Below are 7982 nucleotides of genomic sequence, written 5' to 3'. Positions count from 1 at the left end.
GTAGCCATGCTGGTTGATCCTCACGAGTTGCTGCAAAATCACCCCCATCGGGATTGAAGGGAGCGTCATGCAGTACAGATCGTGCCAGCGAGGAGAGGGATTCCTCCGCGTAGCGGCTTCGTCCAACATGTCAATCGACACGGACCCACAACAGCAGGCTGCGGCTTCGCCGCTGATGTTGGTGGTCCGGTCATCTTCACGTTATACGCCATGAGCCGAACGCTGACCCTCGAGTACCGCGGCCAGCATCGCTTTGAGATGCGCGTGACGCATCCGACACTGCTCGAGGGAGTCTTGGTCTTGTCTGAAGCGTCGCGAGCGGAGCTTTCCAAGCTGCTGGACTCGGAAGACGGTGAATGGTGGGCCGATTCAGATGGGCGTCGCCTTCCTGCGGCCGGGCTCTTTGCGAAGAGTCCATGGGCGGTCGTAGACGGAGGTAGCGTTGAAAAGGTAGCCTGCAGGTACATCAAGTTGGAAACCGGCGACGTTCTCTTTGCCACCGGTGCGTCGTATGGCGCATAACTTGTCAATCGACACGGACCCACAACAGCAGGAGGCGGCTCCGCCGCTCACGTTGGTGGTCCGGTCATCTCTACGTTATCCCTCATGAACGTTCCGGGGTTTGATCGCGCTGAACACGGTGCATCGCAGCGAGACATCGAGGGTGCGGAGCGCCTGCTTGGCGTACGCTTTCCCGAGAGTTACTCCGAAGTGCTGGCACTGTATGCTGGCTCTTACGGCGATGCGGTTTATGAGTTCTCTGGCTCAGGTGCCGGCGGCTCCGTTGGCTGCTGGCTGTCACTCTCCCCATGGGATACCGAGTCGCTCTGGACGGCCCTCTCCTCGTGGGCGGAGCACGGTCTTCCTCGCAGTGTCGTTCCGTTTGCTGCAGATGGAGGTGGCAACTACATCTGTCTTGACTATCGCAACACTGGCGCACCGGTAGTTTCGGCCTGGTTTCACGAACTTCCCGGCGAAAACGGCCTCACGAGAGTGGCTCCTTCCTTCGAGGCATTCTTGGCCATCTTGCGGCCACATGAGGGATAACATGTCAATCGACACGGATCAACAACAGCAGAAGGCGGCTTCGCCGCAAGGTGTTGTTGCCCGGTCATCTTCACGTTAAACAGCATGAACTCCGTGGCTCGCTCGCTGGCAGCTCTTTTTCTGTTGACAGTCGCGTGCGTCGCCGAATCAAGATCTCCCTTGCGAATTGTGAGGACTGTCTACTTCGCAGAGGGCAGTGCCGCGCTCAGCGCAGATCAGCGCGCGATCCTTCTTCGAGTAGGTTGTCGAGCCGCGAGCGCAGAAATTGTCGTTGTTGGTGCACACGCGTCGAGCCGCGAGAAGAAACCACTAGAGCTTGCGCGTCTCCGGGCCGCCGAAGTGAAGCGAGTGCTCCAATTGGCCGGCGCGCGTGAGACCAACTTCTTCATAGAGAGCGAACGATGGCATTCCCAGAAGGAGAACGAGTTGAGCGATGGTTGGAATCAAAGGGTGGACATTGAAGTCGCAATTGTCGAAGATGGTCCAATCACGTGTGAGTGGCCGATTCCGGAAGGTAAGTTGCCTCCGAAAGCGGAAGCGTCTCCGTCCGCGGCTCGTGCTGCTTAACATGTCAATCGACGCGGACCCACAACAGCAGGCTGCGGCTTCGCCGCTCATGTTGGTGGTCCGGTCATTTTTACGTTATAGGGCGGGGTGAGGTCTGTGGTGTGCATAGGTTTCGCGCGGTTGGCTTCGCATCCTCTGGCACCCGTTCAAGCGTGTCTATTCGCTCGTGTCCGCACCGCTTTTCTGGGGGTTGCATCTCCACACTCGGGCGAGTCGCGGCGCCGGCCCCCAGACGTTTGCTTGCCGACATCTGCGGCCAGGTCTTGCCGTTTGTTGGCCTTCGCGCCCTGGCCTCATCAAATCGGAGGAGGCGCAGCACTCGGGCGAGTTGGCTTGCCAGCGTCCGTGAGGCAAGCTATGGTCATGCGTATCGCGCGGCAAACAATGAGCACAGGCACAAAGGCCGGCCTGCCCCATAACATGTCAATCGACGCGGACCCACAACAGCAGGTTGCGGCTTCGCCGCTTGTGTTGGTGGTCCGGTCATCTTTACGTTAAACCTCAGTGTCGATAGCGCCCGTGATTTCCGCCGTGTTGATTCACGTGCCTGACGTGGAGGCGGCCCTCCAGTGGTATCAGCGCGCATTCCCCATCTCGAAACGCAAACGCCTTGAAGCGTTTGACTTCGAATACTTGCGCGTGGGAGGCATCGACCTGGAATTCGTGCCCTCCGACGAAAAGGTCGCGTCCGGTGCTGCCGGCTCGGTAGTCTATTGGTACGTTGCGAACTTCGAGGCAGCGCTGGCGCATTTCGAGAGCCTTGGGGCTAAACTCTACCGAGGGCCGATGAACATCGATGAGGGGCAGCGAATGTGCCAGGTTCGAGATCCTTGGGGTAACTGCATTGGCCTGCGTGGCCCGAGCGGGGCGGCGTCGGGCCAAGAACATAGCGCCGAGGCTTAACTTGTCAATCGACACGGACCCACAACAGCAGGCTGCGGCTTCGCCGCCCATGTTGGTGGTCCGGTCATCTCTACGTTATAGGGCGGGGTGAAGGCAGTGGCACGCGAAGCTGTCACGCGATCGACTTCGCGATCTCACAAGCGGCGTCAATCGTTGCCATTCACTCGGATCGCTGCGCTTTTCTGGGGGTTCCGCCCTGGTGCTCGGGCGAGTCGCGGCGCCGCCATCCAAGCCATTGGCCTGCCGACATCTCCGGCCGAGTCCCTCCATTCGTTGGCCTTCGCGCCGCGGCCTCCTCAAACTGGAGGAGGCGCAGTACTCGGGCGAGTTGGCTTGCCAGTGTCGGTGCGGCAAACTATGGGCATGGGTATCGCGAGGCAAATTATGAGCACGTGCAAAAAGGCCGTCCTGCCCCATAACATGTCAATCGACGCGGACCCACAACAGCAGACTGCGGCTTCGCCGCTCATGTTGGTGGTCCGGTCATCTCTACGTTATACGGCGGGGTGAAGGCAGTGGCGCGCGAAGACATCACGCGACCGGCTTCGCAACCTCACGCATGGCGTCAATCGTTTCCGTTCGCTCGTAGCGGCTCTGCTTTTCTGGGGGTCTCACCTCAACGCTCGGGCGAGTCGCGACGCCGACGTCCAAGCAGCTGCCCACCGACATCTCCGGCCAGGTCTCTGCATTCGTTGGCCTTCGCGCCGCGGCCTCCTCAAATTGGAGGAGGCGCAGTACTCGGGCGAGTTGGCTTGCGAGCGTCGGTGCGGCAAACTATGGGCATGGGTATCGCGAGGCAAATTATGAGCACGTGCAAAAGGGCCGTCCTGCCCCATAACTTGTCAATCGACACGGACCCACAACAGCAGGAGGCGGCTTCGCCGCTTGTGTTGGTGGTCCGGTCATCTTCACGTTAGACCGCATCAGAATGAAGATCGTTGACTATCGAGATTGGCCAAAGCCGCGCCTGTGGCGAGACTACGCGTTGGTCGCCCAAATCGACGACGACTTTGACGCACTCGCGGCAAGAATCGCCGCACAACCCAAGACGTTCACTCAGCGTGCTACACGCGAATCCCCGCGCATCCAATACCGCGCCTTTTTCTTTCGCCTCTCAAACAAGGCGTCCGGCTCAATCAATCAGAACGTTGAGGGCAAGTCACATATCGAACTGTTGCTTCCCGTTGTTCGAGACGAGTTCGCTTTCCTGGATGACTATGAAGAGGTCGTTGCGACATTGAAGCCACGACAGATCCATCGATTCGACGGGAACTTCACTTGGTTGCCGAACCGGAAGGCGAAGCGAGTCAGTCCGAAGGAAGAGCCGCTTCCAGAGGATTGGTGGAACCACGTGAGAGTGCTTAGTGCGGAGGAAAATGCGAAACGGAAGGGGTTCAAATGAAGAGTCGTGCCCAGCTCCGGTCTAACTTGTCGATCGACACGGACCCACAACAGCAGGCTGCGGCTTCGCCGCTCATGTTGATGGTCCGGTCATCTTCACGTTAGTCGGCATGCAAGACCTCGCGGATCGCTACCTCGCCGCGCGCCAAAAGGTTGGTTGCGCGCGCGGCCCATTCTTGAGCATTGCGCGGTTCCGTCGGAGCGCGAGGTGCACACGCTGGAGGAGGCGGCCGGTTGCAGTCTGCCGTCGGATATGCGGGCGTGGTTGGCTATCGTCGGCTTCTGCAACGTCGACGATGACCTCAGTTTTCGGCCAGAATGGTTTCGTCGAATCGATCAAGGACAGCTAAAGGGTGCGCTGTTGTTCGCGCAGGACACGCTTGGGAATTTCTACGGCCATGTTCCGGCTGATGGCTCCATCGTGTTTTTCTCTCGCGCTGAGCCTGCTTTTGCGGTACTGGCCTCCAGTTTCCGAGACTTTCTCGAGTGCCTTGAAAGTCGTCAGTTCAAGGTGATGGAATGGGTGGAATCGCTTACCCTTGCACCCTATGACTGGCAAGCCGACTAACTTATCAATCGACGCGGACCCACAACAGCAGGAGGCGGCTCCGCCGCTCATGTTGGTGGTCCGGTCATTTTTACGTTATAGGGCGGGGTGAAGGCAGCGATGCGCGAAGCTTTCACGCGATTGGCTTCGCACCGCATGGAGGGCGTCAAGCGTTGCACATCGCTCGTAGCGGCTCCGCTTTTCTGGGGGTCGCAGCCCGGCACTCGGGTGAGTCAAGGCGCCGGCGCCCAGGCGTTTTGCCTGCCGACATCTCCGGCCAGGTCTTGCCGTTCGTTGGCCTTCGCGCCCTGGCCTCATCAAATCGGAGGAGGCGCAGCACGCGGGCGAGTTGGCTTGCCAGCATCCGTGAGGCAAACTATGGTCATGCGTATCGCGCGGCAAACAATGAGCACATGCACAAAGGCAGTCCTGCCCCATAACTTGTCAATCGACGCGGACCCACAACAGCAGGAGGCGGCTTCGCCGCTTATGTTGGTGGTCCGGTCATCTTCACGTTATAGCTCATGATCCACCTTGTGCAGCTAGTTCAGCGATGGAGTGCGGAGCGTTCGTGCATCCTTCCGCCCGCATCGCCCTCCGAGGTCTTTGCGGCGTTCGGCGCAGTTGGATGCAAGCCTACAGCCGACGTCATTCGTCTCTATGGCCATTGCGGAGGCATGGAGCAGATGGACGACACCATGTGGCGGCTCTGGCCGTTGGACGAAGTGGTCCGAGAGAACGCAGTGGTGGGAGAGTGGGGCATACTTTTCGGCGACTACCTGATTAGCTCGTGGTGCTATCGTCTGCGGCCCGTGAGCGCGGACGTCAGTGCCGTATACCTCGACTACTTCAATGGCGCGGAGCCGTTTGAAGTGGCGCCCACTTTGGAAAAGTTTATGGAAACGCTTTGGCGCAACCCAGACGAAGTACTGGAACCCCAATAGCGAGGCGGAGCGCGCGTGAGCCATAACTTGTCAATCGACACGGACCCACAACAGCAGGAGGCGGCTTCGCCGCTGGTGTTGGTGGTCCGGTCATCTTCACGTTATAGGGCGGGGTGAAGGCGGTGGCGCGCGAAGCTGTCACGCGATCGGCTTCGCGATCTCACGCGCGGCATCAATCGTTGCCATTCACTCGTGGCCGCTGCGCTTTTCTGGGGGTTTCACCACGGCGCTCGGGCGAGTCGCGGCGCCGGCTTGCGGGCATTGTCCTGCCGCCATCTCCGGCCAGGTTCCTGTGTTCGTCGCCCTTCGCGCCGCGGCCTCATCAAATCGGAAGAGGCGCGGCACTCGGGCGAGTTGGCTTGCCGGCGCCCGTGAGGCACACCATGGGCATGTGTATCGCGAGGCAATTTCCGAGCACTTTCACCGAGGGCGTCCTGCCCCATAACATGTCAATCGACGCGGACCCACAACAGCAGGCTGCGGCTCCGCCGCTTATGTTGGTGGTCCGGTCATTTTTACGTTATAGGGCGGGGTGAACGCTGTGGTTCGCGAAGCTGTCACGCGATCGGCTTCGCGGTTTCATGCACGGCGTCAATCGTGGCCATTCAGTCGTGGCCTCCGCGCTGTTCTGGGGGGTTCACCTCGGCGCTCGAGCGAGTCGGTGCGCCGGCATCCAAGCGTTCGCCTACCAACATCTCCGGCCAGGTCTCGTCGCTTGCTGGCCTTCGCGCCTTGGCCTCATCAAGTCCGAGGAGGCGCAGCACTCGGGCGAGTTGGCCTGCCAGCATCCGTGAGGCAAACTCTGGTCATGCGTATCGCGGGGCAAACAATGAGCACGTGCACAAAGGCCGTCCTGCCCCATAACATGTCAATCGACACGGACCCACAACAGCAGGCTGCGGCTTCGCCGCTCATGTTGGTGGTCCGGTCATCTTCACGTTATAGGGCGGGGTGAAAGCAGTGGTGCGCGAAGCTTTCACGCGATTGGCTTCGCACCGCATGGACGGCGTCAAGCGTTGCACATCGCTCGGAGCGGCTCCGCTTTTCTGGGGGTCGCACCCCGGCGCTCGGGTGAGTCACGGCGCCTGCATTGGAGCACCTGGCTGCCGACATCTCCGGCCAGGCTTCTGCGTTCGTTGGCCTTCGCGCGACAGCCTCATCAAATCGGAGGAGGCGCAGCGCTCGGGCGAGTTGGCTTGCCAGCATCCGTGAGGCAAACTATGGTCATGCGTATCGCGCGGCAAACAATGAGCACATGCACAAAGGCAGTCCTGCCCCATAACTTGTCAATCGACACGGACCCACAACAGCAGGCTGCGGCTCCGCCGCTCATGTTGGTGGTCCGGTCATCTTCACGTTAGACATCAGGCTGGACTCGTGGAAACGACGAACCTCACTTTCGCGCTCGCTGTAGACGACGGCTGGCCCCCGGTGGCAGCCGAGGGGCTACCCTGTCGTCCCGTCGCTGATGGGTTCGAAGTTTTAGTCCCGCCGCTCTTCGTAAAAGGCCTCGCTGTCGGAGACGTGATTCGCGTGAAGTCGGAGGTGAATGGGCAAGTGACTGAATGGGAGACATTGCGAGCATCAGCCAATTCCACTGTGTGGCTGATGGTCCAGGGCGTGGACTTGCGTCAAGAACTCGATGAACTCCGTGCGCTCGGCTGCAATACTTCTTCTTTCCCCGGCGGGCAAGTCCATTCCATAGATGTTCCATCTTCTCTGGCTATTGAGGAACTCGAGTCCCGACTTGACGGCAAGTACAGTGAAGAACAAGTCGCCCTCGCTTATCCCGTTTGGCGTCGGGAGGACTGATGTCTAACTGGGCAATCGACGCGGACCCACAACAGCAGGCTGCGGCTTCGCCGCTCATGTTGGTGGTCCGGTCATCTCTACGTTATGCGTCTCACTGACGACGGTCGGTTCACTGCGTTCTGGGCGACCGGGGTCCTGGCGCTCGGTTCGCTCTCAATAGCGACCGGCATGCCGACGGTGGTGTCGCCATACTCTCTTGTGACTGTGGTTCCAGCTTTCTTGATTAGTTCAACGCCTCTCAATGCTTTGGACCTGCCAATTCGTAACTTGATTTTGACCATCGTCGCGGCTCTTCCCGTGACGCTAGCGTTTCTACTATGGGTCCAGCCGACGTCGGCGCGCGGAGAACAAATCCCGCGGCGCTCGATACTTGCGCTGCTCGCCATTCTTGCCCTAGTTGTTGGAGGCTTCGTCGTCGGTTGGAGTTATGGAGTCAAGTATCAAGGCCCGCTTCACACTGTATTGATGTTGGTCTACAACGCGGCATTTGCATGCACTAGCTTGTTGCTCTGGCGCGGAAATCTATTCGCGCCCAGCCAGACGCGAGTAGCAGCTTTCCACGGCATTTTGTTTTGCTGGGTAGCATGGTGTGCGTTCCCCTACTTAGGGGAGCTGCCGTAGCGACGGGAACGCATAACGAATAAGGTTAGATCGCGCTAGCCGCGATCTGAACCGGCTGTTGGACAAGCCCCGGTTCGAGCGCGATGGTGTTGGTTGCCTGGAAACATCTGCGCGAGCCTCACGCCGCATGGTGAGGCCGT

6 protein-coding genes are annotated in these 7982 nt (G+C 59.7%); all 6 read left to right on the top strand.

Annotated features, from left to right (window positions below):
- Nucleotides 1–606 precede the first annotated feature (606 nt).
- Nucleotides 607–1047, top strand: a complete 441-nt coding sequence (locus EEB15_RS34695) for an SMI1/KNR4 family protein (protein ID WP_141514157.1) — start codon at nt 607–609, stop codon at nt 1045–1047.
- A gap of 1086 nt (nt 1048–2133) precedes the next feature.
- Complete coding sequence (locus EEB15_RS32580; RefSeq protein ID WP_233259719.1) at nt 2134–2517, top strand: VOC family protein; 384 nt, start codon at nt 2134–2136, stop codon at nt 2515–2517.
- 928 nt (nt 2518–3445) lie between these two features.
- Nucleotides 3446–3919, top strand: a complete 474-nt coding sequence (locus tag EEB15_RS32575) for a hypothetical protein (protein WP_141514156.1) — start codon at nt 3446–3448, stop codon at nt 3917–3919.
- Nucleotides 3920–4126: 207 nt separating this feature from the next.
- Nucleotides 4127–4486 (top strand): SMI1/KNR4 family protein, encoded by a 360-nt coding sequence (locus EEB15_RS32570; RefSeq protein WP_158290307.1) that lies wholly within the window; start codon nt 4127–4129, stop codon nt 4484–4486.
- 656 nt (nt 4487–5142) lie between these two features.
- Entirely contained in the window at nt 5143–5409 is a 267-nt protein-coding gene (locus EEB15_RS32565) for a hypothetical protein (protein ID WP_158290306.1), read from the top strand.
- Nucleotides 5410–6786: 1377 nt separating this feature from the next.
- Nucleotides 6787–7221, top strand: coding sequence for a DUF4265 domain-containing protein (locus EEB15_RS32560; RefSeq protein WP_158290305.1), 435 nt, complete (start codon nt 6787–6789; stop codon nt 7219–7221).
- The last annotated feature ends 761 nt before the right edge of the window (nt 7222–7982 follow it).

It is taken from the genome of Ramlibacter sp. WS9, assembly GCF_003797765.1.
Classification (GTDB): domain Bacteria; phylum Pseudomonadota; class Gammaproteobacteria; order Burkholderiales; family Burkholderiaceae_C; genus Ramlibacter.
Note: the sequence above shows the minus strand (reverse complement) of the source record. Positions and strands in the feature narration are given on the sequence as shown.